Genomic DNA, 22,392 nt, shown 5'->3' on the forward strand with positions numbered 1-22,392 from the left:
CAAATCCATAGCGAACCAGGGTTGCTATAAATATCCTGGAATGTATAAGGCTAGATACCTAATTAAGAGGAGTAAATAGTGCCTACAATTAATCAGCTCATTAAAAAAGAGCGTACAGTTCAAAAGAACCAAACTAAGTCACCAGCTTTAGCTGGTTGCCCTCAACGTCGTGGCGTTTGTACACGCGTTTATACAACAACTCCAAAGAAGCCAAACTCAGCTTTACGTAAAGTAGCTAAAGTTCGTCTTTCTAATGGCTTTGAAGTAATCTCTTACATCCCAGGTATCGGTCACAATCTACAAGAGCATAGCGTTGTTATGATCCGTGGTGGTCGTGTTAAGGACTTACCGGGTGTTCGTTACCACATCGTTCGTGGAACATTAGATTTACAAGGCGTTAATGGTCGTTTACGTAGCCGTTCTAAATACGGTGCTAAAAAACCTAAAAAATAATCTGAGCATTAGAAGGAAATAACAGTCATGTCTCGTAGAAGTCGTACATTTAAAAGAGAAATTATCCCAGATCCAGTTCACAAAGATTTAGTTATCGCTAAATTCATCAATAAAATCATGTTACGTGGTCAAAAATCGACTGCGCAAAAATTATTTTACGGAGCTTTAGCTGAATTAGAAGGTAAAGTTCAAGGTGAAGATTCATTAACAATCCTTAAAAAAGCGATTGAAAATGTTAAACCATCAATTGAAGTTCGTTCACGTCGCGTGGGCGGAGCTACTTACCAGGTTCCAGTTGATGTTCGTCCATCTCGTCGTTTAGCTTTAGCTATGCGCTGGATGGTTGATTACTCACGTGCTCGTGGTGAAAAAGATTTTTCTAAGCGTTTAGCTGGCGAAATCTTAGATGCTTACAACAACCGTGGTAACTCTATCAAAAAACGTGAAGACGTACACAAAATGGCTGAGTCGAACAAAGCTTTCGCTCACTACAACTGGTAATCTTCAGTTACAAAATTTTGTTAAATTTGAAACCCTGAGTAGAAATACTCGGGGTTTTTTCGTTTTTGGGTAATTACAGCAGTGATAGGTGCGCATGGCGCGACCGTCCGTGAGTACGCCTTTCTGCCGGCCATCGTGGCCGTCAGATTGAGGGTTAATTTTTAAGGTCTCTCGCTCACGATGAGCGAGAGAAGCAGGTGCTCGAGGACAGATTCCTTGATGTCCACGGATGGCAGGTCTGCGTTTAAGGTTTGAAGATTTTCCCAAAAACGATTAGGTTAAATCCCATATGAACATGGTTATTAAAACAGAAGCTGACTTAAAATTTACTCGTAATATCGGTATCATGGCTCACATCGATGCCGGCAAAACTACTACTACAGAACGTATTTTATTCTACACGGGTAAGAGTCATAAAATCGGAGAAGTTCATGATGGTGCAGCTACCATGGACTGGATGCCGCAAGAGCAAGAGCGCGGAATCACGATCACCTCTGCGGCGACAACCACGTCATGGAAAAACCACCGCATTAATATTATCGATACTCCGGGCCACGTTGACTTCACAATCGAAGTTGAGCGTTCACTTCGTGTGTTAGACGGCGCGATCGCGGTTTACGATGCGGTATCGGGTGTTGAACCACAGTCTGAAACGGTGTGGAGACAAGCGAATAAACATAAAGTTCCAAGAATTTGTTTTGTGAACAAAATGGATCGCACCGGTGCCGATTTTGAAATGTGCGTGCAGTCGATCAAAGAAAAGTTAGAAGCTAATCCGGTTAAAGTGCAAATTCCAATCGGCGCAGAAGAGAATTTTTCAGGAGTTTGTGATCTAATTGAATCAAAAGCTTATACTTGGAACCCTGGAAACCCGCATGATTTTCAAACTGTAGATATTCCTGCAAATATGAAAGAACAGTTTGAAGCAGAACGAGCAAAAACAATCGAACAGATCTGCGAATTAGATGATGCTTTAATCGAAAAGTACTTAAACGGTGAAGTGCCTTCGGCTGAAGAGCTAAAAGCGGCCCTTAGAAAAGGTGTTATCAGCTTAAAAATATTTCCGGTGTATTGTGGAGCGGCTTTTAAAAATAAAGGTATTCAGCAGATTCTTGATGGTGTGAATGATTATTTGCCCTCTCCATTGGACCTTCCACCTACTGTAGGAATGAATCCTATCAAAGAGAACATGACCGTTGAATGTCATGTTAAATTCGACGAACCTTCTGCGGCTTTAGCTTTTAAATTAGCGAATGACCCGTTTGCGGGATCGTTAACTTATATCCGCGTTTACTCCGGAACGTTAAAAGTTGGGGATCAGGTTTTAAACCCTCGTACGGAAAAAAAAGAACGCGTGCAAAAAATCGTAAAAATGCATGCGAATGCGCGCGAAGAAGTGTCTGAGATCAAAGCTGGTGATATCGGCGCGGTTATCGGATTAAAATTCACAACCACAGGGGATACTCTGTGTGATTCATCTCGCCAGGTTGTATTTGAGTCTATCACTTTCCCAGAGCCGGTAATTTCAGTTGTGGTCGAAGCAAAATCTTCGGCTGAACAAGATAAAATGATGGAAGGTCTTCAGCGGTTGGAAAAAGAAGATCCATCGTGCCGCCTGCGCCAAGACCCGGAAACAGGGCAGACCTTGCTTTCGGGAATGGGCGAGCTGCATTTAGATATTCTGATTGATCGTTTGCTTCGCGAATATAAAATTTCTGCCAATGTGGGTAATCCGCAGGTGGCCTACCGTGAAACGATCACTGGCGAATCTAAAATTGATTATACTTTCGAGCGTCTCTTGGGCGGCGAAGAAAAATTTGCCAAAATCAGCCTGAAAGTCGAAGCGATCAACCCTTCTGAAGGCAATAAAATCACGTCACTTGTTCAGCCATCAAAAGAAGTCCAGCCTAACTGGATCACGGCGGCTCTTAATGGTCTTAAAGAGGCGGTCGAAGTCGGGCCTATCGCCAGTTATGCTATGGTGGGTCTTAAGGTAACAATTACATCATTGACCGGTAACCCTCAGTCGACCGACGAAATCGTCTGTAAGGCAGCGGCATCGCTGGCTTTCCGTGATTTAGTCAAAGCCGCGGATCAGGTCCTGCTGGAGCCGATGTTTAAACTAGAAGTTAATTGCCCTGATGAATTTGTAGGCAATATTGTGAGCGATATTAACTCTAGACGCGGTAAAATCCATAATATGACGGCAAAACCGTCAGGTGGGCAGGTTGTGGCAGCCGAAGTGCCCTTGGCGCAGCTGTTCGGTTATGCCACAGATGTGCGCAGCTTGTCTCAAGGACGTGCTTTTTTCAGCATGAACTTCCAGAATTACTCGCCGGTTCCGGCGAAAGTGAAGGCCGAAATATTAACTAAACTGGGTCGTTAGGCCGTTGTTTTTTAGCCTCAAACCACCCGGTTTGAGGCTGGCTTAACCCCTCGAAATCCCCTCTGAAAAAACAATTTATTTCCTGTTGACTCTAATCGTCGATTGTTAGATATTTTCGCTTCGGTTTATTTTAGCTACGGAAACCACCGCGCTATTTTCAGTCTTATTCGGGGCTGAATTCGGGCTAACCCAGCTCACAGCGGAGAATGGTTTTGACGGGCGAAAGAGGTAGAAAAAATGCAAAGTCAGAAGATTAGAATTAGGCTAAAAGCCTTTGATCATAAATTACTTGATCAATCGACAAAAGAAATCGTGGATACTGCTCGTCGTACTGGAGCTAAGGTTGCGGGACCAATCCCACTTCCTACACGTATTAACAGATTCACTGTTTTACGTTCTCCGCACGTAGATAAAAAATCTCGTGAGCAATTCGAAGTAAGAACACACAAAAGAATGTTAGACATTCTAGAACCAACTCAACAAACGATCGATCAATTAATGAAATTAGATCTTTCAGCGGGTGTTGACGTTGAAATTAAATTATCAGCTGAGTAGGAGGAATAGAAAATGTCTGAAACTACTCAAGGTTTAAAATTAAACGGTATCTATGCTTTCAAAGAAGGTATGGCTACAATCTATAACGACAAAGGTGAAGCTATTCCAGTAACGGTTCTACGTTACGAAACTTGGAAAGTTTCTCAAATCAAAACTAACGAAAAAGATGGCTACACAGCTGTTCAAATCGCTTCAGTTCCTAAAAAAGCTAAAAACTCTTCTAAAGCAGAAGTTGGTCACTTAAAAGGTGCAGGCTTTGAAACTGGCGCTCGTTTCGTTAAAGAAATCCGTCAAGACTTACCAGCAGATGTAAAACTTGGTGATTCAATCTCTATCGAGAGCTTAGCTCAAGGTGATTTCGTTAAATTAACTGCGAAATCTAAAGGTAAAGGTTTCCAAGGTTCTGTAAGACGTTGGAGCTTCGCGGGTGGTCCTGCTACTCACGGTTCTAAATTCCACAGAAGACCGGGTTCATCTGGTAACAGAACATGGCCAGGCCGTGTTATGCCAGGTAAGAAATTTCCAGGTCACTTAGGTGATGAGACTGTTACTGTACGTAACGTTCAAATCGTTGAGATCAACGCGCAAGACGGTGTTGTTCTTGTTAAAGGACCAGTTCCAGGCAGCAAAAATACTCTTGTGAAACTGGTTAAGGAGCAATAGTCATGGCTACAGTTAATGTACTTAATTGGAAAAAAGAAAAAGTTGGTTCACTTGAATTACAAGCGGACACTTTCGAAGTTGAAGTAAAAAAAGACGTATTACACACAGTTGTAAAATGGCAATTAGCTTGCCGTCGTCAAGGTACCCACATGACTAAAACAAAAGGTCTTGTGAGCGGTGGTGGTAAAAAGCCATTCAAACAAAAAGGTACTGGTAACGCACGTCAAGGTTCTACGCGTTCTCCATTAATGCCAGGCGGTGGTACTATGTTCGGTCCACAACCTCGTTCATATGGTTATGTTCTTCCTAAAAAAATGCGCAAAGTAGCTCTTAAAATGGCTCTTTCTCACTTATTTAAAGAAGGCAAATTAACAGTTGTAGATTCAATGGCTTCTGAAGGTAAAACAAACGAATTAAATAAACGTTTACAAACTTTCGGCGTTAAAAAAGCAGTTTTAGTTGATAAAGCAGCAGATGCAAAATTCAGCCGCGCAGCTAAAAACTTAGTTGATTACAAATACTCTCCAGTAGAGGGCTTAAATGTATTCGACTTATTAAAATACGACTACGCAGTTATCACTAAAGATTCGGTAGCTAAAATCATCGAAAGATGTTCTGCGGAATAATCGGAGTATAAAGTATGAAACAACATTTAAAATCTCCACTAATCACAGAGAAAAATACAGTTTTAGCAGAAGCTGGAACATACGTGTTCCAAGTTGATTTAACTTCTACAAAAGAACAAATCAAAAAAGAAGTTGAGACTGGTTTTAACGTTAAAGTTCAAAAAATCCGTACGGCAGTTTGCCGCGATGATATGCGCTATTCTAAATTCGGTCTTACAGTACCGAAAAAATGGAAGAAAGCTTACATCCAGCTAGCTCCGGGCCAAAAAATTTCATTATTTGAGGGAGCATAATCATGGGTTTAAAAGTATTTGGATCTAGATCACATGCAAGCCGCGGAATGGTTGGATTTGATTTCTCTGAAATCACGAAAACTACTCCAGAGAAATCATTAACAGTTTCTCTTAAGAAAAAATCTGCTCGTAATAACACGGGTATGATCACTGTTCGTCACGTAGGTGGCGCACACAAACGTAAATATCGTTTAATCGATTTCAAACGTACTAAATTAGAAGTTCCAGCTAAAGTTGTTGCGATCGAGTACGATCCAAACAGAACTTGCCGTATCGCTCTAATCTCTTACGCTGACGGTGAGAAAGCTTACATCTTAGCTCCAGTGGGCTTAAATGTAGGTGACACTGTTCAATCGAGCGATAAAGCCGATATTAAACCAGGTAACTGCTTAACAGTTTCTGCTATCCCAGTTGGTACTGTGATTCACAATGTTGAATTACGTCCAGGCAAGGGGGGCCAAATTTGCCGTGGCGCAGGTGCTTCTGCAACTTTAGCTGGTAAAGGCGATAAATACTGCCAAGTACGTTTACCGTCTGGCGAATTAAAACAAATTTTATCAACTTGTAAGGCTTCAATCGGCCAAGTTGGTAACACTGATAACGAAAACATCAAACTTGGTAAAGCCGGTCGCTCTCGTTGGAGAGGTATCAGACCTACAGTGCGCGGTATGGCTATGAATCCAGTAGACCATCCATTGGGTGGTGGTGAAGGTGTGGGTAAAGGTCATCACCCAGTTACACCTTGGGGCGTGCCTTGTAAAGGTTACAAAACACGTCATAACAAACGTACTGATTCATCAATCATTAAACGTCGTAAGTAGGGAGTAGGATAATGGCACGTTCAGTAAAAAAAGGTCCTTTTATCGATTTGCACTTAGCTAAAAAAGCTGAGACTGCTATCCAAAAAAATGACAAGAAAGTAATTAAAACATGGTCTAGACGTTCTACGATCTTCCCTGAGTACGTTGGATTGACTTTTGCTGTACATAACGGCAGAAAGTTTGTTCCAGTATACGTTTCAGAAAACATGATTGGTCATAAACTTGGCGAATTTGCGCCAACTAGAACTTTCGCAGGTCACGCTGAGAAAAAAGCTGCTCCAGCAGCTCCAGCGAAGAAGTAGGAATTGAGATATGGAAGCTAAAGCATCTTTAAAATATGCAAGAGTTGGAGCTCAGAAAGCTCGCTTAGTTGCTGATGTCGTTCGCGGCAAGTCAGTTGACGAAGCTCTTAAAGTTTTGACAGTTATGAACAAGAAAACTGCTGTATTGATCAAAAAATTAATCGAATCAGCAGTTGCGAATGCGGATTACAAAAAAACTATGGCAGTTGATAAGCTAGTGGTTAAAAAAATCACAGTAGACGGCGGTCCAGTGTTAAAACGTTTCCGTCCAAGAGCGCAAGGTCGTGCTTTTGGTGTTCGTAAAAAATTAAGCCACATCAACGTAGTATTGGGAGAGAAATAATAATGGGACAAAAGGTTCATCCAATTGGATTAAGAGTTGGTGTTATTAGATCTTGGGATTCTCGTTGGTACGCTAAAGGAAACACGTACTACGAAAATATCCACGAAGACATTAAATTAAGAAAATACTTAAAAACGAAGCTAAAACACGCTGGTGTTGCTAAAATCGAAATCGAGCGCGCGGCTAATAAAGTTAAACTTATTATCCACACAGCTCGTCCAGGTGTAGTTATCGGTAAAAAAGGTACAGGCATTGATACTTTAAAAGCTGACGTTCAAAAATTAACAAAGAACGAAGTTTTCTTAAGCATTCAAGAAGTTCGTAAACCAGATACAGAAGCTCAATTAGTTGCGGAATCAATCGCAATGCAATTAGAGAAACGTATCTCTTGGAGACGTGCTCTTAAAAAATCAATCGCAGCAGCTATCAAAGGCGGCGTGCGTGGTATCAAGATCCGTGTATCAGGTCGTTTAGACGGTGCGGAGATCGCACGTTCTGAATGGTATAACGAAAAGTCAGTTCCTCTTCACACATTACGTGCTGATATCGACTACGGAACTGCAGAAGCATTAACTGCGTACGGCATTATCGGTATGAAAGTATGGATCTACAAAGGTGACATCCTTTCTGCTGCTCAGGTTCAGGAGGTAAATCGTGTTAAGTCCTAAACGTGTTAAATGGAGAAAGCAATTCATCGGCCGCTCTAGAGGCTTAGCTACTCGTGGCTCAACTCTAGACTTTGGTGATTTCGGTTTACAAGCAACTGAATCAGGTATGTTAACTGCACGTCAATTAGAAGCGGGTCGTATTGCGATCGCGCGTACTATTAAACGTGGTGGTAAAATCTGGATCCGCGTGTTCCCAGATCTTCCAGTAACTAAAAAACCTGCTGAGACTCGTATGGGTAGCGGTAAAGGTAATCCTGAGTTTTGGGTATCTAAAGTTTTACCTGGTCGCATCTTATTCGAAATGAACGGTGTAACTAAGGAACAAGCTCAAGAGGCGTTTTTAAGAGCGGCTCACAAGTTACCTTTCAAAACTAAATTTTTAGAGAGAGCGTAATTATGAAATTCGCAGATATCGAAAACAAATCGTTAAAAGAATTAATCAAACAAAAACAAGACTTAACGTCTCAATTGTTTGAAATGAAAATGAAAAACTCTCTAGGTCAATTGGCAAACCCAGTTCAGATCAGAGTAGTTAGAAAAAACATTGCTCAAATTAATACAGCAATTGTTAAGAAAAGCGTAAGGTAGGTAAAACATGGCTGCTAAGGCAACAACGAGCGGAAAACAACCGACTAAAACAGTTAGTACTCGAGGCCGTAGAGTTGAATTACAAGGTGAAGTGATTGCGAACAAAATGGAAAAAACTATTTCGGTATTAGTTTACAGAATGGTTCGCCACGCTAAATACGGAAAATACATCCGTAAATCTTCTGTAATCAAAGCTCACGATGAGAAATCAACTGCAAAAGTGGGCGATACGGTAACTATTCATGAAACTAAACCAATCAGCAAAACAAAACGCTGGGCACTGACTTCAGTGTTAAACACAACGAAGTAATAGGGCAGGAGTAGTTTTATGATTCAAATGCAATCTAAATTAAACGTAGCTGATAACTCTGGTGCAAAAGAAGTAATGTGTATCAAAGTGTTGGGTGGTTCAAAAAGACGTTTTGCACACATTGGTGACGTAATCGTTGTTTCAATCCGCGATGCAATCCCAACTGCAAAAGTTAAGAAAGGTGACGTTGCGAAAGCCGTTATCGTTCGTACAGTTCATAAATTAAGAAGACCAGACGGCAGTTATATCCGCTTCGATGATAACTCTGCAGTTTTAATCAATGCGAATAAAGAGCCAATCGGAACTCGTATTTTTGGTCCAGTAGCGAGAGAGTTAAGAGCGAAACAGTTCGTTAAGATCGTTTCTCTAGCTCCGGAAGTATTATAGTAGAGGTTTGAAATGCGTTTAAAAGAACAATACCAAAAAGAAATCGTTCCTCACTTAATCAAAAAACAAGGCTACAAAAGCGCTATGCAAGTACCTCGTTTAGATAAAATCGTTATCAGCGTTTGTACCTCTGATGCGGTTCAAAACCCTAAAATCGTTAACGGTATCGTTGATGAGATCTCTGCAATTGCCGGTCAAAAAGCAGTTGTTACTAAAGCTAAAAAAGCGATCTCAAACTTCAAGTTAAGAGCTGGGATCCCTATCGGTGTTCGCGTTACATTACGTCGTGACCGTATGTGGTCTTTCTTAGATCGTTTACAAACTTTAGCGTTACCTCGCGTACGTGACTTCCGTGGTTTACCAAATAAAGGTTTTGATGGCCGTGGTAACTACAATATGGGTTTAAAAGAACAAATCGTATTCCCGGAAATCAACTTCGATAAAATTGAAAAAATTCGTGGTATGAACATCACTATCTGCACAACTGCAGGTACTGACAATGACGGTCGTGCATTACTAGAAGCATTAGGCTTACCGTTCAGAAAGTAATTGAAGGATTAATATGGCAAGAAAATCAAGTGTTGTAAAAAACAATAAAAGAAAAGCTACTTCAAACAAGTACCGTGCTTACCGTAAAGAATTACGTGAAAAAGCGGTTAACTTTAATCTTTCTGACGATGAAAGAGCTGAAGCACGTAAGAAATTACAAGCTTTACCTAAAAACACTAATCCAAACCGCGTAATCACTCGTTGTGAACTTACTGGTCGCCCTCGTGGTAACTACCGTAAATTCGGATTATGCAGAATGGTATTCAGACAATTAGCTCTTGAAGGTAAACTTCCAGGCGTAACGAAAGCTAGCTGGTAGGAGTCGCAATGGATACAGTAGCACAAATGTTAACAATCATCAGAAACGGTTCTTCGGCAAAACTTGAAAAAGTTGATATGCCTTCTTCTAAATTAAGAGAGAACTTAGCAAAAATTCTAGCAGATACTGGTTACATCAGAAGCTTCAAAGTAGCTAAAGATTCAAAACAAGGTATCATGAGAATTTACTTAAAATATGACGATGCAGGTGTTCCAGCAATGACGGAGATCCAAAAGGTTAGCCGTCCTGGTAAGCGCTCATACGTTCACGCAGCTGACGTTCCAAGCGTTCGCTCTGGAACTGGTATGTGCATCCTGAGCACAAACAAAGGTTTACTAACTGGTAACGAAGCCAAAAAACAAAATGTTGGCGGCGAATTACTAGCAGTAGTTTGGTAGGTAGAAGATGTCGAGAATTGGTAAATACCCAGTACAAATCGATGACAAAGCAACGGTAACAGTTGCTGGTCAAAACGTGACTGTTAAAGGTGCGAAATCATCTTTAACATATAAATTAGATAAAAAAATCACTGCTAAAGTTGATGGTAAAACAGTTGTTTTAACTCGCGCTGATGATTCTAAAACTTCTAAATCATTACATGGTTTATACAAAGTTTTAATCGCTAACGCAGTTAAAGGTGTAACTACAGGTTTCACTAAAGCTCTTGAAATGCACGGCGTAGGTTACCGTGGCACAGTAAATGGCAAAAAATTAGAACTTGCATTAGGTTACTCTCATCCTGTGATTTTCGATATCCCAGAAGGTATCGAGATCAAAGTTGATAAACAAACTACAGTAAGCGTAACTGGTGCTGATAAAGCATTAGTTGGCCAAGTTGCAGCTAAAATCAGAAGCTTCCGTCCACCAGAGCCATATTTAGGTAAAGGTGTTCGTTATGTTGGTGAACATATCAGACGTAAAGCCGGTAAATCTGCTGGTAAATAGAGGATAATATGAAATTAAATTTTTCTAAAAAAACATCTTCAAAAGTTGTAAATCGTTTGAAGAAAAAAATCAGAATCAGAAAAGTTGTTAAAGGTACTTCTGAAAGACCTCGTTTATGTGTGTTCCGCTCTGGCTCACACATCTACGCGCAAATCATTAATGATGATGCACAAACAACTATTCTTTCAGTATCTTCTTTATCTGCTGAATTAAAAAATGGTAACAAAGAAGCTGCTAAAACAGTTGGTAAAAAAATCGCTGAAGAAGCTAAGAAAAAAGGAATCGCGAACGTAGTATTCGATCGTAACGGTTTCGTTTATCATGGCCGTGTACAAGCATTAGCAGATGGAGCCCGCGAAGGCGGACTTAACTTTTAAGAGAGGGTCATGTGGATAAAGCATTAGTAAACGAATTAGAAGAAAAAGTAGTTGCTATCAACCGCGTAACAAAAGTTGTTAAGGGTGGTCGTAGATTCTCTTTCGCAGCTCTAGTAGTTGTGGGTGATAAGTTAGGTCAAGTTGGTTTCGGTAGCGGTAAAGCAGGCGAAGTTCCTGAAGCTATTGGTAAAGCAACACGCTCTGCTAAAAAACAATGCAGTGGCGTTAACCTTAAAGACGGTACGATCCCTCACGAAGTGATCGGTAAATTCGGATCAGCTAAAGTGATCATGAAACCAGCAGCAGCAGGTACTGGCGTTATCGCTGGTGGTGCGGTGCGTGCGGTTCTTGAATCAGTTGGTGTTAAAGACATTTTAACTAAATGTGTTGGTACTCGTAACCCTCACAATGCGGTTAGAGCGACTTTAGACGGTCTTAAACAGCTTAAGAAAGCTAGCGCGCAAGCGTAATAGGAGTCTGTCATGGCTAAAAAATTTCAAGTTACTTTAAAAAAATCGATGATTGCTTGCTCTGAAACTCAAAGAATGACTGTAAAAGGTCTTGGTTTAAGAAAAATCAACTCGACAATCGAGTTAGCTGATAACGCAGCTAACCGTGGCCAACTTTTCAAAATTCAACACTTAGTTGAAATTAAAGTTGTTAAATAAGTTTAAGAGGAAGTTATGAGTTTATTAAATCAATTAGCTCCAAAAGAAGGCTCTACTCACTACCGTAAACGTGTAGGTCGCGGTATCGGTTCTGGTATCGGTGGTACTTCTGCTAAAGGTCATAAAGGTCAATTAGCACGTACTGGCGGACGCGTTCGTCGTGGTTTCGAGGGTGGTCAAACTCCGTTATCTCGTCGTTTACCTAAATTCGGTTTCACAAACGTGATGTTTGCTACGAAATACGAAGAGGTTACATTAGCAGCTTTAAATAAATTTGACGGTTTAGTTGATGCGGCTGTGCTTTACAAAGCTGGCTTAATCAAGAAAAATTCAAAGTTTAAAGTATTAGCTAAAGGCGAACTTAAAAAAGCCATTACTTTAAAAGCTGATTTTATTAGCAAATCTGCGCAAGCAGCTATCGAGAAACTTGGCGGTAAAGTTGAGTTAGTACCGGTTAAAGCTACTTACGCTAGACCAGCAAAAGAAAAAAAAGCTAAAAAGAAATAAGGATTTAGGTCTAATATAGAAAGAGTTTCGATTTAAAGTCGAAATTTTACAGCTTAGACCTAAAAACAGTTCTACAAAGAATCTAGACCCGAAAGGGTCTATTCTTGCGTGTGGAACATGAATAATGATCCAAGAGGATCTTAAAAAGACGAAAGAGGCAGAAGAGTGGCTCAACAAGTTAACGACAACAAAGGTGCGAATTCTTTAAGATCGAAAATCCTATTTACTTTGTTCTGTTTAGCGATTTACAGAATTGGTGTTCATATCCCAACTCCTGGAGTTGATGGTAACGCTGTTTCTGAATTTTTTAACTCACAAAATCGCGGAATTTTCGGCTTATTTAATACCTTCACCGGTGGTGCGTTAGAGCAATTCTCAATCTTCGCATTGGGTATCATGCCTTACATCTCTGCTTCGATTATTTTCCAATTATTAACTTCAGCAATCCCTTACTTAGAGCAACTTAAAAAAGAAGGCGATTCTGGACGTAAAAAAATCACTCAATACACCAAATACGCAACAATCGTGTTAGCTGTTATCCAAGGTTACGGCATGAGTACTTGGTTAGCGAGCCAATCTTTACCAGACGGCCGTATGTTAATTTCAGGCGGTATGTTAGGTATCTATTATTTTAAATTTATGACTATCATTACTTTGGTTGCAGGTACTGCCTTTGTAATGTGGTTAGGTGACCAGATCTCTGAGCGTGGTATCGGTAACGGATCTTCAATGATTATCTTTACAGGTATCGCAGCAGGTATCCCTGCTGGTGCGCAACAATTATTCCAATTAGTTGGATCTGGCGAATTACAATTTATCGTAGCTATCTTGTTATTATTATTCATGGTGGCAACTATCTTTGCGGTTATCTATATGGAAGTTGCGCAACGTCGTATCACCATCCAGTACTCTCAGCGTTTGGCTAATGGCGGTATGACTTCAGCGGCGACCAGCCACTTACCGGTTAAAATCAACTTCCCGGGCGTTATTCCGCCGATCTTTGCCTCGTCTTTATTGATGTTCCCAGCTACTTTAGCACAATTTACGAACGTGGCTTGGGTTAAAGCTATGTCTGAATCGATCAATCCAAACGGTATCGTATTCAACATTATCTTCGTTGCTTTAATTATCTTTTTCTCATTCTTTTATACAGATATCGTTTTTAATGCTGACGAAGTTTCTGAGAACTTAAAAAAGACTGGCGCTTTCGTTCCAGGTATCCGTGCCGGTAAATCAACAGCTGAATTTATTCGTTATGTTTTAGATCGTATCAACGTTTTAGGTTGTTTCTACCTTTGCGTGATCTGTGTTCTTCCCGGTCTATTGGTACAAAGCTTTGGTATCCCGTTCTATTTCGGTGGTACAAGCTTACTAATCCTTGTTGGTGTAGCTATTGATACATCTCAACAAATCCAATCTCACTTATTAACTCAAAAATACGACTCGTTCTTAAAAGGTACGAAAATCCGTAGCAGAAGGGTTCAATTCTAATGAACATTTTGTTCATCGGAGCCCCGGGCTCAGGTAAAGGGACTCAGTCTCGTGAACTTATCGAGAAGTTTGGCTTTTTGCAGCTGAGCACAGGGGACCTTTTACGCGGAGCTATTAAAAATAAAACAGAATTGGGTTTAAAGGCCCAGGGTTTTATGGATGCCGGTAAATTGGTTCCGGATGAATTAATGTTAGGTTTGGTCTCTGACTACCTAACAACCAATAAGGGTAAATCGATCATTTTTGACGGTTACCCGAGAACCGTTGTGCAAGCACAAAGTTTAGGCAAATTGCTTGAAACTCAAGGTTCTAAAATCGATAAAGTTTTTTATTTTAAGATCAACCCTCAGATCTTAATCGATCGCTTAACAGGGCGTCGTACGTGTGCAAACTGCGGAGAGATTTACCATATTCGCACTAAACCTTCTTCAAAAGGTGATAAATGTGAAAAATGCGGTGGTGATCTAGTGCACAGAAAAGACGACCATGCTGATGTGATCTCAGAGCGGCTCAAACAATTTGAAGATAATACAGGCCCTACAATAGAGTTCTATTCTAAGGCGGGTAATATGGTGAATGTCGATGGCGACCAACCACCTGAAAAGGTCTTCAACGAAATTAAAAAGACACTGGCGCTTTAACGGCTAAGACCGGATCACCCCGGGTTCTGGTTTTTAAAGTAAAAAGTGGCTCAAACTTGTTTGAGCATAGGTAAGGCAAGTGCATTCGCACAATGTCAAATTTATGCTAGACATAACAATCATTAATGTTATAACAAGCTCTTTTATTTAGAGTTTTGTTATTGTGAGGAACTTATGAAAGTTAGACCGTCGGTCAAAAAAATTTGTAACAAATGTAAAGTAATTAAACGTAAAGGCGTTATCAGAGTTATCTGTGAGAATGCTAAACACAAACAGAGACAGGGGTAATAGAACATGGCTCGTTTAATGGGTATTGACTTACCAAGAAATAAACGCGTTGAAGTAGCATTGACTTATATCTATGGTATCGGTCGTCCTCGCGCAAAATCAATCTGCGCTCAAGTAGGTATCCCTGCTGATCTACGCACTGATGCTTTAACGGATGAACACATTGCAGGAATGCGTGCGCTTATCGAAGCGAACTTTAAAGTTGAAGGTGATTTACGTCGTGACATCGGTCAAGCGATCAAACGTTTAACTGATATCAACTGCTACCGTGGTACTCGTCACCGTAAAGGTCTTCCAGTACGTGGTCAAAATACGCGTTCAAATGCGAGAACTCGTAAAGGACCTAAGAAAACTGTCGCGAACAAGAAAAAAGCAGTCTAGTTAGGTAGGATGAAATAATGGCTACACCACAAGAAAATAAAGATAAAAAAGTAACTAAGAAAAAAGTTAAAAAGAATGTTGTTCAAGGACAATGTCATATCAACGCTGGTTTCGGTAATGTGATCATCACTTTTACTGATATGAACGGTGATACAGTATCTTGGTCATCTGCAGGGCACTTAGGTTTCAAAGGTTCTCGTAAAGGGACGCCTTTCGCAGCTCAAGTAACTTGTGAAGACGCTGCTAAAAAAGCAATGGAACAAGGTATGAAATCTGTTGATGTATATTTAACTGGCCCGGGTGCAGGTCGTGAACCAGCTATCCGTGCTTTAGCCGGAACAGGAATGAGAGTTTTATCTCTTAAAGACGTAACACCAGTACCACATAACGGTTGCCGTCCTCCTAAACGTAGAAGAATTTAATCGGAGTAAGATATGAGTTGTGTAAATAGTTCTGTATGTAAGTTATGCCGCAGAGAAAATACTAAGTTATTCTTAAAAGGTGACAGATGTTTCACTGACAAATGTGCTTTTGAAAGAAGACCATATCCTCCAGGACAACATGGTCAATCAAGACTAAAGTTTTCTGAGTACGCATTACAATTAAGAGAAAAACAAAAAGCTAAACGTTATTATGGTCTTTCTGAAAAACAATTTAGAAAATACTTCCATAGTGCAGATGCCTCTAAAGGAATCACTGGTACTGAGTTACTAAGATTCTTAGAGTTAAGACTTGATAACGTAGTCTATACCCTTGGGTATGCTAATTCTAGAAGAGAAGCGAGACAATTGATCGGTCACAACCACTTCTTAGTTAACGGTAAACGTGTAAATATCGCGTCTTACATCGTTAAAAAAGGTGATGTTGTTGAAGTAGCTCAAGCAAGCAGAGAAGTTACGAAAGTACAAGCCGGCATCCAAGCCGTTGCACGTCGTACTATTCCTAGCTGGTTAGAAGCGGATCACGCAGCTTTCAAAGGTACAGTTAAAGATGTTCCTGCGAGAGACGAAATTTCAATTCCAGTAGAAGAAAGCATGATCGTTGAGTACTACTCACGATAATAAAGGGGTGTAGGGATGCAAGAACATTATTTTAAATTCTGGAGAGAGTTGATCAAACCTAAAGGTTTCGAGATCGAAAGAGACACTCAGACTTCTGAGTACTCTAAGTTCATCGTTAAGCCTTTAGAAAGAGGTTTTGGTGTAACTCTTGGAAATTCTTTAAGAAGAATTTTATTAAGCTCTATGATGGGATCTGCGGTTACTGCTGTAAAACTTGATGGAGTTTTACATGAGTTCTCTACGATGCCAGACGTTTTAGAAGATGTTTCAGACATCATCTTAAACCTTAAACAAGTTCGTTTCAGACAGCACTCTGCTGAAACGTTCACACTACGTATTAACAAAAAAGGTCCAGGCGTTGTAACGGCTGCGGATATCGTAACTAACGATAAAATCGAAGTTCTAAATCCACACCAGCACATTGCAACTCTTGGTAACAACGGAAACTTCAATGCAGAATTAATCGTGGCTTACGGCCGTGGTTACTCTCCAGTTGAAAACAGAAGCGAACAGTTATCAGTAGGCTACATCGCCGTTGATGCTCTTCACTCGCCAATCCGTAAAGTAAACTACGCAGTTTCAAATGCGCGTGTTGGTCAACGTACTGATTACGATGCATTAACGTTAGAAGTATGGACTGATGGTTCTATTAAGGCTGACGAAGCAGTTTCTTTAGCTTCTAAAATCTTAAAAGAGCAATTACAAATCTTCTTAACTTTCGATGAATCTTTAGAGCCTTCTGATGAAATCAAATCAATGGGTTCTTCTTCGTTGAATGAAAACTTATTCAGATCAGTTGATGATCTTGAATTAAGCGTACGTTCTGCAAACTGCTTGAAAAACGCTAACATCCGTTACATCGGTGAATTAGTTGTTCGTTCAGAGGCAGAAATGCTTAAAACTAAAAACTTCGGTCGTAAATCTTTAAATGAAATTAAAGAGATCTTAGTTGAAATGGGCTTAGGTTTAGGGATGAAAATCGAGGGATGGCCACCTCCAGGATGGGATCCAAATGTTCCGCCTGTTAAACGTGAATCGTAATTTTTAGAGGTATATTGAAATGGCATCACATCGTCGTTTAGTAAAACATTTTAGTCGTAAATCTGGCCCACGTAAGGCTTTATTACGTGGTCTTATGAACTCTTTAGTTGAGCACGGTCGTATCAAAACGACTGTAACTCGCGCGAAAGAAGTTAAACGTCACATTGAAAGAGCAATCACACTTGGTAAAAAAGGTGATTTAAATTCAATCCGTCTTTTAGTTTCTCGCTTAGCTAACCAAGAGTCAGCTTTATCAATCGTTAAAAACATCTCTCCACGTTTTAAAGAGCGTGCTGGCGGTTACACTCGCGTGATCAAAATTGGTCGTCGCCCAGGTGATACTGCTGAGATGGCTTTCTTAGAATTCGTAGACTACGATTTCAAAGCTAAAGTTGCTCCAACTACAAAAGCAGCTAAAGGTGAAAAGAAAGCTGATAAAGCCGCTGACAAAGCAGCTAGCAAAGCTAAAAAAGCTTCTGCAGTTACTGCAGCTAAAGCGAAAAAAGCAGTTCGTAAAATCCAAAACAAATCTCGCCAAGCTTCTCAAGCCGCAGCAAGATAGTTTTGTCGCGCTAAAACGCGCTACGAAAATTAGTTCAGAACTAAAAAAAGCCTCGGTGGAAACACTGGGGCTTTTTTATTTTGGGCATCGTATATACCACTCTCCGAAATTATTGCTATAGTTGATAGATATGAAAGCTAAATTGTTAATTTTATTTCTGGTTATCGGGGTACTTGTTACCGGTGGCGTATTTTATCTAAAGAATTATTATTTCTATTCAACGAACAAAGCTGAAAAAATCGAAGATGCCCAGATGAGTATTGAGCAGACCATGGGGTTGATTTCTGAGAACCGCGAAAACTTTCAGACTTACGAAGGTAAAGTGATCTCAAGTGATCGGTTGCCGTTAATGCCGGATACGACCAAGACTGAAAAGCTCATTATCCATTTCTGGGCTTCGTGGTGTGATCCTTGTATTAACGAAATTCCTGAGCTTCTGGCCTATTTAAAGCTTCATGGTGATGCGATAAAGGCCGGAACCTTACGTATTGTGCTGGTATCGGTAGATTACGAACTGGTGGCTATAGAGAAGTTTTTAAAAAGCTTTCCTGAACTAAATGCCGCAGCTTATCTGCAGCTCTGGGATCCGGAAGGGTATTTACAGAAAAGCTTTAATATCGATCGCTTACCGGCGACGATCATCATACATCAAAAGCCGATCGATGCCAGTGGTCGTATTGTTGAGCGCTACATGGCGGTCGTGGACTGGAAACGCATGCCCTAAGCGGTGATCTGCACGTTTAGTACAAATCACGTTGCGTGTAGATCTTAAAAATCGGATCGAGTGTTCCGTCCTGTACGTTTGGTAAGTTGTAATCGGTATAATTTACTAAATCGCCGGAGTTGTTTTCAACACGGAAGCCAAACTTCCATTTAGAGCGCTTTGTAGAAAAATCAAAATACTGCTGGTGCTGAACGCCTTGGCTGTGTTGGGTAGCTTGGTGGCCGGTTTCTACGCGAAAACGGTTGCGGGTAAACTTAAACCCACAATCAAGTTGTAGACGGGCTTCAAGGCTTTTCAAAGTCGTATGAGGCAAATTACTCGTGCGAAAACCAGATTGAAGCTCGACTGTCTTTTGACAAGCATCTGAATCTTTGTGAAAGCTTTTGGCTAAACCCATATATACACCTACGAGTAGTCCATCGCGATCACCCTGGCCGTCAGAGATAAGAACTGGGTCTTTTGTTGTTCCGCTGCTAAAGGCATTAATCAGATTATGAAAAGCGACTTGTTGGTTTGAACCTTGTAAATAATTTGTTCTGGATGTTGAATCAAGCTCGATCCAGCCTGCTTCAGCTTTCCAGAAATACATTTTGTTTTCAGGTTTATGCGAAACAACTAATTTTAGAATATTTTCGTTCGTAAAGTATTGTTTAATTTTATTATCTTTTGGATCTGATGATAATTCGCCCTCAACAGGAGTGGTGTATAGATCAGTCGTGTAACTGAATGTTAAGCTATAATCGTTTGGTAGATCGCCGATCACCTTAAATTCTAAGCCGTGGGTGTAGCCAAAATCATCAGGATTTTTTTTGACACCGACAATGCGAAGTAAATTTAAATCGTTCGTTAAAGCCAGATAAATTGAAACAGGAATTGCCGGTTGATTGTTCGGCATCGAGAAAGCGTCATTTAAAGCCTGTTGTAACTCTGTCGGCGCATCGCTGGTTTTGGCGTAGTCTAAACGGATAAAGCTGATTGTGTCGCTAGCTGAAGTCGTTTTTGTGAACGGCGCTGGTTGAGGTGTTTGAGCCTCTGTAGTTAAAGCTGAGCTGGTTGCAATAGTGATGGCTAACAAGAGTTTAACAACGTTTTTTTTCATATAGGTTATCTCAATGCGATTTTTAGTCCAACAGCTTGTGCAAATGGGTAGCGAGAATGCGCGTTTAAATACTCATGTAATGCATTTAAAGAGTTTATTTCCAGAATTAGCGGCGATAGCCAAAGATAGACTGCCTAAGGTTAGTTCGGGGAGCAATTATCGGCATACAGCAGGTGGAGTTAGAAAGTATGGACACCTTGTTATTGCAAACGAAACAAGGTGTCTCAAAATGAGATTTTCAAAAGTCGGGTGACTAGGTGCACCTACTGGCAGGTGATTGATTGAACCGAGTAAATACCCCAGTCTTTTGCATCGTGGTCGTAGGCAGATGCAAGCAGAGTTTGCGCCGTTACTTTGTAGGTATCGAAAACGCCTTGATCGATTTTTACGGTTAATTCTAACTCAGTAGTGAAGTAGTAATCCGTGATGCCCTGATCTACTTGATCTGCGATAACAGAGCTAGAGATTTGCGTTAGTTTGCCACGGTTAACCTGGCAGGCTTCGAGGCTGGCTTTTTTAAGCATCGCTTGGTGGCGAGCCTCGTATTGAGAATTTAAAACTTCAGCCTGAGCAGAAGTTGCTAGTAATAAAGCGGCAGCTAAAACGATTGTTTTCATGGGGGTCTCCTCGTGTTTTTTTAGATTTAATACCACAGATTGAGTGATTCAAGTGTCAGGGTTTGGTTTGGATGTAATTATTGCACTTTTCTTGTCGGTTGTTGTTTGCTTTGTGATGCAAAAAGCTAAAAAGCCCTCTGTAAGGAGGGCTTTTTTTAAGTTTGGTAATTTTTTTGACAGTAAAAAATCAGGCGGCGTTTAAAAGCCGAATTTCTTTTTCAGATCGTCGGCAGCTTTTTTGGCTTTATCTTGTAATTGATTCTTAGCTTTGTTTTCTAAGTCTTTTTTTGCCTGTGCGATTTTTTCATCGGCAATGTTTTTTTGTGCATCAAGCTTAGCCTGGGCTTCGTTAACATTGCCGACGTAACCTTTGGTTAAGGTGGCAATCTGTTTTTCGATTTCGCCTTTTACTTTGCCGATTTCATTATCGATCTTAAGTTTGATCTCTTTGTTAAGCTCATCGATCTTTTGTTTTACACTGGCGCTTAAAGCATCCTGTAGTTTATCACCCAGTGACGACGAAACATCGACATCAAGGCTAGATAATGAGCCCTTGGCTTCGGCCTTAAGATCAAACGTATTTACCTGCGCAAAGGCGTTTTTAAGAATCTCTTCAACCACTTTTTCTTTGGCTGATAAATCAAACTGTACACCGTTAAAGGTATTAACCAAACCGATATTGTAAGATTTAAAACCTTCGGTGGCCGCGCGGGCTGCGATATTGATTGATGCCTGAGGCATAGTGATCGCGCCGTCGTTGTTTTTCATTAACTGGATAGCCTGCAGTGGGTAGCTGGCTACCGCGAATTCCAGACCGGCTGCCGGTTCATTTTTTAAATTATTTAAAAACGCATCGACTTTTAGACCGCGGATATTTTTCGATTTAAAATCACCGGCCACGTGCATTTCGGTCTGTTTGCCGATCTGGCGCTGGTTTGAGGTGATATTCTGGATCACACCCGACAGGTCACCGTAATCAACCTGGGCATTAGATTTTGAGCTTACTTTTACTTTCTGGATCCACACCAGCGGGTAACCATTGGTCACCGGGAATTCGTAAGTGATACCTTCAGCGCGCGGGTGCGGCTGAATAGTTTCGTCGTCTTCGGGTTTAACTTCTTTTTTCTTCTGGCCGCCGGCTAACAGTTTTTTCGTATCCAGATTTTCGTTCACCATTTTTGAATACTTAGGCGGTAGGTATTTTTCGGCCAATTTATTGATTTTATCCAGCTTGGCGATGTACGGGTTTAAGTAATCCATGAAAATTGATTTAGCGATTTGTTTCGAATCAATCTTTGGAATCTTCATGTGATCTTTAATCGAAGCTACGTCAGCTTTGATTTGTTCGTCTAGAGATTTGTAATCAGTTTTGATCGAAGCTAAGTCAGCGTTAAATTCGTTCTTGGTGTCATTAACGATTTTAATTTTGCCTTCGACTTCGGCTTTAAGTGCGTTGAACTGCTTAACAGAAGCATCTAATTCCTGCGGAGTTTTAAAATCTTTTACTTTAATTGCTTCAAATTTAGTTTTGTAAGCTTTAAAATCAGCCTCTGTCGGAAGCGTTTTGATTTTAGCATCCCAGTCTTTTTGTTTGCTTTCCCATTTGGCTTTTAAATCATTGGCCATCTTTTTGGAAAGAAGCTTTTCTTCAATACCAGCTAACTGTGCTTTGTAGTCGCCGGTTTGCAGGAACGCCGATAAATCCCCGAGTAAGTTGCCTTTGCCTTTTTCATCGATTTTACCGATGGCTTTATCCTTAACTTCGTCTACCATACTTGGCTCATTCGAAGGCGGCGGCGGCGGTGCAACTTTTCCGCGGTATTTACGTTTCGACATGAACTGCACGTTTTCAACAGCCATTTCTTCGACAACAAACTTTAGGCGTAACAAGGCATCCCAGTTTATATCAAAGCGGATAGAGCCCAGTTCGATGCTGTTAAAGTCTGGTTGCTCGGAGCTGGTGATTTGTACGCCTGAAATAGCCACATTACCTTTAAGGAATGAGCTTTCGAAGCTACTGATATTAACCTCTGAGCCCAGGGCTTTGTAGCCGCCCCACTCAAGAGCTGATTTCATATGGGTGTCGAAAAACAATTTAAAATAAACCGCAAACAGGGCAACAATGATAAAAAATGGAATCACCGCGCTCCAGCGGATAAGTCCGCCTTCTTTGTATGCTTTTGCCTTCTGCGAATTGTTTGGTTGCTGAGTAGTGTCTGTCATAAA

Annotated in this window: 35 protein-coding genes; 32 read left to right on the forward strand and 3 right to left on the reverse strand. The window is 40.7% G+C overall.

Annotation, left to right across the window (positions count from 1 at the left end; translation table 11 throughout):
* Positions 1 to 78: 78 nt before the first annotated feature.
* The 32 genes from rpsL to AC04MM_RS01370 all read left to right on the forward strand — a co-directional run bounded on the left by rpsL (position 79) and on the right by AC04MM_RS01370 (position 18,450).
* Positions 79 to 453: a 30S ribosomal protein S12 gene (gene rpsL / locus AC04MM_RS01215; RefSeq protein WP_409477909.1), complete on the forward strand. Its 375-nt coding sequence runs from the start codon at positions 79 to 81 to the stop codon at positions 451 to 453.
* A 27-nt stretch (positions 454 to 480) separates the two neighbouring features.
* Entirely contained in the window at positions 481 to 954 is a 474-nt protein-coding gene (rpsG, locus tag AC04MM_RS01220; RefSeq protein WP_475378489.1) for a 30S ribosomal protein S7, read from the forward strand.
* Between the two features lie 289 nt (positions 955 to 1,243).
* Positions 1,244 to 3,340, forward strand: coding sequence for an elongation factor G (gene fusA, locus AC04MM_RS01225; protein WP_475378490.1), 2,097 nt, complete (start codon positions 1,244 to 1,246; stop codon positions 3,338 to 3,340).
* A 237-nt stretch (positions 3,341 to 3,577) separates the two neighbouring features.
* A complete protein-coding gene (gene rpsJ, locus AC04MM_RS01230; protein WP_409477906.1) occupies positions 3,578 to 3,895 on the forward strand; it encodes a 30S ribosomal protein S10 in 318 nt (105 codons plus the stop codon).
* 12 nt (positions 3,896 to 3,907) lie between these two features.
* Positions 3,908 to 4,558, forward strand: a complete 651-nt coding sequence (rplC, locus tag AC04MM_RS01235; protein ID WP_475378491.1) for a 50S ribosomal protein L3 — start codon at positions 3,908 to 3,910, stop codon at positions 4,556 to 4,558.
* Positions 4,559 to 4,560: 2 nt separating this feature from the next.
* Positions 4,561 to 5,184: a 50S ribosomal protein L4 gene (gene rplD / locus AC04MM_RS01240; RefSeq protein WP_475378492.1), complete on the forward strand. Its 624-nt coding sequence runs from the start codon at positions 4,561 to 4,563 to the stop codon at positions 5,182 to 5,184.
* Between the two features lie 14 nt (positions 5,185 to 5,198).
* Positions 5,199 to 5,477, forward strand: coding sequence for a 50S ribosomal protein L23 (locus AC04MM_RS01245; RefSeq protein ID WP_475378493.1), 279 nt, complete (start codon positions 5,199 to 5,201; stop codon positions 5,475 to 5,477).
* Between the two features lie 2 nt (positions 5,478 to 5,479).
* Positions 5,480 to 6,298: a 50S ribosomal protein L2 gene (gene rplB / locus AC04MM_RS01250; RefSeq protein WP_475378494.1), complete on the forward strand. Its 819-nt coding sequence runs from the start codon at positions 5,480 to 5,482 to the stop codon at positions 6,296 to 6,298.
* Positions 6,299 to 6,309: 11 nt separating this feature from the next.
* Positions 6,310 to 6,600 carry a 30S ribosomal protein S19 gene (rpsS, locus tag AC04MM_RS01255; RefSeq protein WP_475378495.1) on the forward strand — a complete coding sequence of 97 codons (291 nt, stop codon included), beginning with the start codon at positions 6,310 to 6,312 and terminating at the stop codon, positions 6,598 to 6,600.
* Positions 6,601 to 6,610: 10 nt separating this feature from the next.
* Complete coding sequence (gene rplV / locus AC04MM_RS01260) at positions 6,611 to 6,943, forward strand: 50S ribosomal protein L22 (RefSeq protein WP_475378496.1); 333 nt, start codon at positions 6,611 to 6,613, stop codon at positions 6,941 to 6,943.
* A 2-nt stretch (positions 6,944 to 6,945) separates the two neighbouring features.
* Positions 6,946 to 7,611 (forward strand): 30S ribosomal protein S3, encoded by a 666-nt coding sequence (gene rpsC, locus AC04MM_RS01265; protein ID WP_475378497.1) that lies wholly within the window; start codon positions 6,946 to 6,948, stop codon positions 7,609 to 7,611.
* Positions 7,598 to 8,005, forward strand: a complete 408-nt coding sequence (rplP, locus tag AC04MM_RS01270; protein WP_475378498.1) for a 50S ribosomal protein L16 — start codon at positions 7,598 to 7,600, stop codon at positions 8,003 to 8,005. The genes rpsC and rplP overlap by 14 nt, the downstream gene beginning before the upstream one ends.
* 2 nt (positions 8,006 to 8,007) lie before the next feature.
* Complete coding sequence (rpmC, locus tag AC04MM_RS01275) at positions 8,008 to 8,199, forward strand: 50S ribosomal protein L29 (RefSeq protein ID WP_409477897.1); 192 nt, start codon at positions 8,008 to 8,010, stop codon at positions 8,197 to 8,199.
* Positions 8,200 to 8,206: 7 nt separating this feature from the next.
* Positions 8,207 to 8,509 (forward strand): 30S ribosomal protein S17, encoded by a 303-nt coding sequence (rpsQ, locus tag AC04MM_RS01280; protein ID WP_475378499.1) that lies wholly within the window; start codon positions 8,207 to 8,209, stop codon positions 8,507 to 8,509.
* A gap of 18 nt (positions 8,510 to 8,527) precedes the next feature.
* A complete protein-coding gene (gene rplN / locus AC04MM_RS01285) occupies positions 8,528 to 8,896 on the forward strand; it encodes a 50S ribosomal protein L14 (RefSeq protein WP_475378500.1) in 369 nt (122 codons plus the stop codon).
* 12 nt (positions 8,897 to 8,908) lie between these two features.
* Positions 8,909 to 9,445: a 50S ribosomal protein L5 gene (gene rplE / locus AC04MM_RS01290; protein ID WP_475378501.1), complete on the forward strand. Its 537-nt coding sequence runs from the start codon at positions 8,909 to 8,911 to the stop codon at positions 9,443 to 9,445.
* Positions 9,446 to 9,458: 13 nt separating this feature from the next.
* Positions 9,459 to 9,764, forward strand: a complete 306-nt coding sequence (gene rpsN, locus AC04MM_RS01295; protein WP_475378502.1) for a 30S ribosomal protein S14 — start codon at positions 9,459 to 9,461, stop codon at positions 9,762 to 9,764.
* A gap of 8 nt (positions 9,765 to 9,772) precedes the next feature.
* The gene (rpsH, locus tag AC04MM_RS01300) at positions 9,773 to 10,162 is read left to right on the forward strand and encodes a 30S ribosomal protein S8 (RefSeq protein ID WP_475378503.1); all 390 of its coding nucleotides are present in this window, start codon (positions 9,773 to 9,775) and stop codon (positions 10,160 to 10,162) included.
* Positions 10,163 to 10,169: 7 nt separating this feature from the next.
* Positions 10,170 to 10,709: a 50S ribosomal protein L6 gene (gene rplF, locus AC04MM_RS01305; protein ID WP_475378504.1), complete on the forward strand. Its 540-nt coding sequence runs from the start codon at positions 10,170 to 10,172 to the stop codon at positions 10,707 to 10,709.
* Between the two features lie 8 nt (positions 10,710 to 10,717).
* Complete coding sequence (gene rplR, locus AC04MM_RS01310; protein WP_475378505.1) at positions 10,718 to 11,086, forward strand: 50S ribosomal protein L18; 369 nt, start codon at positions 10,718 to 10,720, stop codon at positions 11,084 to 11,086.
* A gap of 11 nt (positions 11,087 to 11,097) precedes the next feature.
* Positions 11,098 to 11,556, forward strand: coding sequence for a 30S ribosomal protein S5 (gene rpsE, locus AC04MM_RS01315; RefSeq protein WP_475378506.1), 459 nt, complete (start codon positions 11,098 to 11,100; stop codon positions 11,554 to 11,556).
* Positions 11,557 to 11,568: 12 nt separating this feature from the next.
* Positions 11,569 to 11,754, forward strand: coding sequence for a 50S ribosomal protein L30 (gene rpmD / locus AC04MM_RS01320; RefSeq protein WP_475378507.1), 186 nt, complete (start codon positions 11,569 to 11,571; stop codon positions 11,752 to 11,754).
* Positions 11,755 to 11,769: 15 nt separating this feature from the next.
* The gene (gene rplO / locus AC04MM_RS01325) at positions 11,770 to 12,261 is read left to right on the forward strand and encodes a 50S ribosomal protein L15 (RefSeq protein WP_475378508.1); all 492 of its coding nucleotides are present in this window, start codon (positions 11,770 to 11,772) and stop codon (positions 12,259 to 12,261) included.
* A gap of 165 nt (positions 12,262 to 12,426) precedes the next feature.
* Positions 12,427 to 13,752, forward strand: a complete 1,326-nt coding sequence (gene secY, locus AC04MM_RS01330) for a preprotein translocase subunit SecY (protein ID WP_475378509.1) — start codon at positions 12,427 to 12,429, stop codon at positions 13,750 to 13,752.
* Positions 13,752 to 14,393 carry an adenylate kinase gene (locus AC04MM_RS01335; protein WP_475378510.1) on the forward strand — a complete coding sequence of 214 codons (642 nt, stop codon included), beginning with the start codon at positions 13,752 to 13,754 and terminating at the stop codon, positions 14,391 to 14,393. Before secY ends, AC04MM_RS01335 begins: the two co-directional genes overlap by 1 nt.
* A 174-nt stretch (positions 14,394 to 14,567) precedes the next feature.
* The gene (rpmJ, locus tag AC04MM_RS01340; RefSeq protein ID WP_409477884.1) at positions 14,568 to 14,681 is read left to right on the forward strand and encodes a 50S ribosomal protein L36; all 114 of its coding nucleotides are present in this window, start codon (positions 14,568 to 14,570) and stop codon (positions 14,679 to 14,681) included.
* A 6-nt stretch (positions 14,682 to 14,687) separates the two neighbouring features.
* Positions 14,688 to 15,062, forward strand: a complete 375-nt coding sequence (gene rpsM / locus AC04MM_RS01345) for a 30S ribosomal protein S13 (protein ID WP_475378511.1) — start codon at positions 14,688 to 14,690, stop codon at positions 15,060 to 15,062.
* A 17-nt stretch (positions 15,063 to 15,079) separates the two neighbouring features.
* Entirely contained in the window at positions 15,080 to 15,484 is a 405-nt protein-coding gene (rpsK, locus tag AC04MM_RS01350; protein ID WP_475378512.1) for a 30S ribosomal protein S11, read from the forward strand.
* 12 nt (positions 15,485 to 15,496) lie between these two features.
* Positions 15,497 to 16,123: a 30S ribosomal protein S4 gene (gene rpsD, locus AC04MM_RS01355; protein ID WP_475378513.1), complete on the forward strand. Its 627-nt coding sequence runs from the start codon at positions 15,497 to 15,499 to the stop codon at positions 16,121 to 16,123.
* A gap of 15 nt (positions 16,124 to 16,138) precedes the next feature.
* On the forward strand, positions 16,139 to 17,164 hold the full coding sequence (locus AC04MM_RS01360; protein ID WP_475378514.1) for a DNA-directed RNA polymerase subunit alpha: 1,026 nt from the start codon (positions 16,139 to 16,141) through the stop codon (positions 17,162 to 17,164).
* A gap of 19 nt (positions 17,165 to 17,183) precedes the next feature.
* Positions 17,184 to 17,726 (forward strand): 50S ribosomal protein L17, encoded by a 543-nt coding sequence (rplQ, locus tag AC04MM_RS01365; RefSeq protein ID WP_475378515.1) that lies wholly within the window; start codon positions 17,184 to 17,186, stop codon positions 17,724 to 17,726.
* 130 nt (positions 17,727 to 17,856) lie between these two features.
* Complete coding sequence (locus tag AC04MM_RS01370) at positions 17,857 to 18,450, forward strand: TlpA family protein disulfide reductase (protein ID WP_475378516.1); 594 nt, start codon at positions 17,857 to 17,859, stop codon at positions 18,448 to 18,450.
* Between the two features lie 16 nt (positions 18,451 to 18,466).
* Here AC04MM_RS01370 and AC04MM_RS01375 read toward each other — a convergent pair whose 3' ends face one another.
* From AC04MM_RS01375 to AC04MM_RS01385, 3 genes are all read right to left on the reverse strand, one after another.
* Complete coding sequence (locus AC04MM_RS01375; protein WP_475378517.1) at positions 18,467 to 19,549, reverse strand: hypothetical protein; 1,083 nt, start codon at positions 19,547 to 19,549, stop codon at positions 18,467 to 18,469.
* A gap of 263 nt (positions 19,550 to 19,812) precedes the next feature.
* Positions 19,813 to 20,166, reverse strand: a complete 354-nt coding sequence (locus tag AC04MM_RS01380; protein ID WP_475378518.1) for a hypothetical protein — start codon at positions 20,164 to 20,166, stop codon at positions 19,813 to 19,815.
* Positions 20,167 to 20,364: 198 nt separating this feature from the next.
* Positions 20,365 to 22,389, reverse strand: coding sequence for a TIGR03545 family protein (locus AC04MM_RS01385; RefSeq protein ID WP_475378519.1), 2,025 nt, complete (start codon positions 22,387 to 22,389; stop codon positions 20,365 to 20,367).
* Between the last annotated feature and the right edge of the window lie 3 nt (positions 22,390 to 22,392).

The organism is Bdellovibrio sp. SBM16 (genome assembly GCF_056175625.1).

Coding starts and splice junctions, on each gene's coding strand:
- AC04MM_RS01245 (WP_475378493.1), top strand. CDS start 5,199: ATGAAACAACATTTAAAATCTCCACTAATCACAGAGAAAAATACAGTT.
- rpsJ (WP_409477906.1), top strand. CDS start 3,578: ATGCAAAGTCAGAAGATTAGAATTAGGCTAAAAGCCTTTGATCATAAA.
- rpmC (WP_409477897.1), top strand. CDS start 8,008: ATGAAATTCGCAGATATCGAAAACAAATCGTTAAAAGAATTAATCAAA.
- rplE (WP_475378501.1), top strand. CDS start 8,909: ATGCGTTTAAAAGAACAATACCAAAAAGAAATCGTTCCTCACTTAATC.
- AC04MM_RS01335 (WP_475378510.1), top strand. CDS start 13,752: ATGAACATTTTGTTCATCGGAGCCCCGGGCTCAGGTAAAGGGACTCAG.
- AC04MM_RS01385 (WP_475378519.1), bottom strand. CDS start 22,389: ATGACAGACACTACTCAGCAACCAAACAATTCGCAGAAGGCAAAAGCA.
- rplF (WP_475378504.1), top strand. CDS start 10,170: ATGTCGAGAATTGGTAAATACCCAGTACAAATCGATGACAAAGCAACG.
- rplQ (WP_475378515.1), top strand. CDS start 17,184: ATGGCATCACATCGTCGTTTAGTAAAACATTTTAGTCGTAAATCTGGC.
- rpmJ (WP_409477884.1), top strand. CDS start 14,568: ATGAAAGTTAGACCGTCGGTCAAAAAAATTTGTAACAAATGTAAAGTA.
- rpsM (WP_475378511.1), top strand. CDS start 14,688: ATGGCTCGTTTAATGGGTATTGACTTACCAAGAAATAAACGCGTTGAA.
- rplO (WP_475378508.1), top strand. CDS start 11,770: ATGAGTTTATTAAATCAATTAGCTCCAAAAGAAGGCTCTACTCACTAC.
- rpsK (WP_475378512.1), top strand. CDS start 15,080: ATGGCTACACCACAAGAAAATAAAGATAAAAAAGTAACTAAGAAAAAA.
- rpsQ (WP_475378499.1), top strand. CDS start 8,207: ATGGCTGCTAAGGCAACAACGAGCGGAAAACAACCGACTAAAACAGTT.
- AC04MM_RS01380 (WP_475378518.1), bottom strand. CDS start 20,166: ATGAAAACAATCGTTTTAGCTGCCGCTTTATTACTAGCAACTTCTGCT.
- rplB (WP_475378494.1), top strand. CDS start 5,480: ATGGGTTTAAAAGTATTTGGATCTAGATCACATGCAAGCCGCGGAATG.
- rplC (WP_475378491.1), top strand. CDS start 3,908: ATGTCTGAAACTACTCAAGGTTTAAAATTAAACGGTATCTATGCTTTC.
- rpsH (WP_475378503.1), top strand. CDS start 9,773: ATGGATACAGTAGCACAAATGTTAACAATCATCAGAAACGGTTCTTCG.
- AC04MM_RS01360 (WP_475378514.1), top strand. CDS start 16,139: ATGCAAGAACATTATTTTAAATTCTGGAGAGAGTTGATCAAACCTAAA.
- rpsG (WP_475378489.1), top strand. CDS start 481: ATGTCTCGTAGAAGTCGTACATTTAAAAGAGAAATTATCCCAGATCCA.
- rpsC (WP_475378497.1), top strand. CDS start 6,946: ATGGGACAAAAGGTTCATCCAATTGGATTAAGAGTTGGTGTTATTAGA.
- rpmD (WP_475378507.1), top strand. CDS start 11,569: ATGGCTAAAAAATTTCAAGTTACTTTAAAAAAATCGATGATTGCTTGC.
- rplV (WP_475378496.1), top strand. CDS start 6,611: ATGGAAGCTAAAGCATCTTTAAAATATGCAAGAGTTGGAGCTCAGAAA.
- AC04MM_RS01370 (WP_475378516.1), top strand. CDS start 17,857: ATGAAAGCTAAATTGTTAATTTTATTTCTGGTTATCGGGGTACTTGTT.
- AC04MM_RS01375 (WP_475378517.1), bottom strand. CDS start 19,549: ATGAAAAAAAACGTTGTTAAACTCTTGTTAGCCATCACTATTGCAACC.
- rplD (WP_475378492.1), top strand. CDS start 4,561: ATGGCTACAGTTAATGTACTTAATTGGAAAAAAGAAAAAGTTGGTTCA.
- rplN (WP_475378500.1), top strand. CDS start 8,528: ATGATTCAAATGCAATCTAAATTAAACGTAGCTGATAACTCTGGTGCA.
- fusA (WP_475378490.1), top strand. CDS start 1,244: ATGAACATGGTTATTAAAACAGAAGCTGACTTAAAATTTACTCGTAAT.
- rplR (WP_475378505.1), top strand. CDS start 10,718: ATGAAATTAAATTTTTCTAAAAAAACATCTTCAAAAGTTGTAAATCGT.
- rpsD (WP_475378513.1), top strand. CDS start 15,497: ATGAGTTGTGTAAATAGTTCTGTATGTAAGTTATGCCGCAGAGAAAAT.
- rpsN (WP_475378502.1), top strand. CDS start 9,459: ATGGCAAGAAAATCAAGTGTTGTAAAAAACAATAAAAGAAAAGCTACT.
- rpsS (WP_475378495.1), top strand. CDS start 6,310: ATGGCACGTTCAGTAAAAAAAGGTCCTTTTATCGATTTGCACTTAGCT.